The sequence below is a fragment of the Klebsiella sp. JB_Kp042 genome, from assembly GCF_040065275.1.
In the GTDB taxonomy this organism is placed as follows: domain Bacteria; phylum Pseudomonadota; class Gammaproteobacteria; order Enterobacterales; family Enterobacteriaceae; genus Klebsiella; species Klebsiella quasipneumoniae.
In genome coordinates this window covers 1-1,680 of sequence record NZ_JBEAJL010000070.1, presented here as the reverse complement: position 1 = coordinate 1,680, position 1,680 = coordinate 1, and the positions used below count along the sequence as shown (strand labels likewise).

Here is a 1,680-nt window from a genome sequence, read left to right as displayed (position 1 = left end):
CAACCCGCTACGGGGGAGACTTACCCGAAATCTGATTTATTCAACAAAGCCATAAAAAAATAAAACATACGCCTGATGACAGCTCAATCATTCTGGGTTGCAACTTCATGGCAGCATTTACCTCCACCAGACGGCCTGACAGGCGGATTGCGGCGGCAGGAAACGCCCTAAAGTACAAAATCTGCGGCTGGCCTCACAGTTTTCGCGACTCTGCAGGAGAATATCGAGAGGCTGGGCCATACTGAAAATAGCAGAGCATAAACCTTACTCTTCATGGCGATTAAAAGGGAGGAATATGCAGGCAATACACCACGTAGAAAAGTTTCATCCAAAAGATTTTGATTTTATTGCATTAAGTCTGGCCCAGATGAACTCACAAGGGCGGAAAGTGGACGTTGAACAGGTCACCGGCAGTATGAATGATGCATGTAAATCCCGGTTCCTCGACAGCTACCGCTACCATCTCAATCTATTTGTCGAAAAATCACCAAGTTGACACAACAGGCCGGATAGCATAATCCGGCCTGTTCATTATTGTGTTCCGGCAACATCTCTGTGAAGGCAGATAACACCCCCAGATGGGGTTCACGACTTTGCAGAAAAAGTATTTTTCCACCCTGCTCCTCATTACCAGTAAGAGACGTTGTCAGTCGCTGATGCACGTATCGGTGTATACCCCTGCAAATCACATATCTTTTTTCCGCATGCTGGTTCCCCGGTCAGCAGACTTATCTATGGTGATAAAAATTACTAATGAGACATGCGAAATAAAAAATTAATTTTATGACTTAAATTCGCTGTATTCGGGCATCACCTAAAACCCCTGAAATGTTATCAAATGGTTAAATAATATGATTTAAAACCACCATTAATTAACATTTTATTTTGTCTTCCCCCATCAATCCCTCATGATTTAACACAAAATCAACATAAAAAATCATGAATTTTAACATTAATGTGCATAACTCACAATTACGTAATCCTGACTTCCTGAGCTATTCCCTTTACCGGTAATCTTTCCATGACATCCACCCCCTACAGTTCAGAAAGGCAAAAATATGAAACTTAAAATTGCATTGCTTAGCGTAGCTATGTCTTCAGCATATATTTTTTCCGGTTCAGTATTCGCAGCAGAGAAATATGAAATTGCCTTGGTTGCAAAAGTCAATGGTATCCCATGGTTTAACCGGATGGGGGTTGGCGTAAAGGAAGCTGCCGATAAACTCAATGTTAATGCCTATCAGACAGGGCCAGCAACCCCGGATCCGGCTCAACAAGTTAAAGTCATTGAGGACCTTATTGCTAAAAATGTTAATGCAATTATCGTTGTACCAAATGATGCAACGGTTCTGGAGCCTGTATTAAAAAAAGCCCGGGATAAAGGTATTGTTGTGTTGTCTCATGAGTCCCCTGATAAGCAGATAGCTCAATGGGATGTGGAAACTATTGATAGCGAAAAATATGCTCAGGCCAATATAGATGAACTTGCAAAAGATATGGGTGGAAAAGGTGGATATGTGATTTACGTTGGTTCACTGACTGTACCACTGCATAATAACTGGGCCGACCTTGCGATTAAGTATCAGAAAGAAAAATATCCTGACATGCATGAAGTGACATCCCGTTTACGGCTTTGTTGAATAAATCAGATTTCGGGTAAGTCTCCCCCGTAGCGGGTTG

At 42.0% G+C, this 1,680-nt stretch carries 1 protein-coding gene and 1 pseudogene; both read left to right on the top strand.

Annotated elements, in window-relative coordinates; all coding sequences use genetic code 11:
• Positions 1-295: 295 nt before the first annotated feature.
• Positions 296-496, top strand: a complete 201-nt coding sequence (locus tag ABLV54_RS13185; protein ID WP_022631502.1) for a hypothetical protein — start codon at positions 296-298, stop codon at positions 494-496.
• Positions 497-1,058: 562 nt separating this feature from the next.
• Positions 1,059-1,628, top strand: a pseudogene (locus ABLV54_RS13180) (substrate-binding domain-containing protein); the annotation flags it as partial.
• Positions 1,629-1,680 lie beyond the last annotated feature (52 nt).

Coding starts and splice junctions, on each gene's coding strand:
- ABLV54_RS13185 (WP_022631502.1), top strand. CDS start 296: ATGCAGGCAATACACCACGTAGAAAAGTTTCATCCAAAAGATTTTGAT.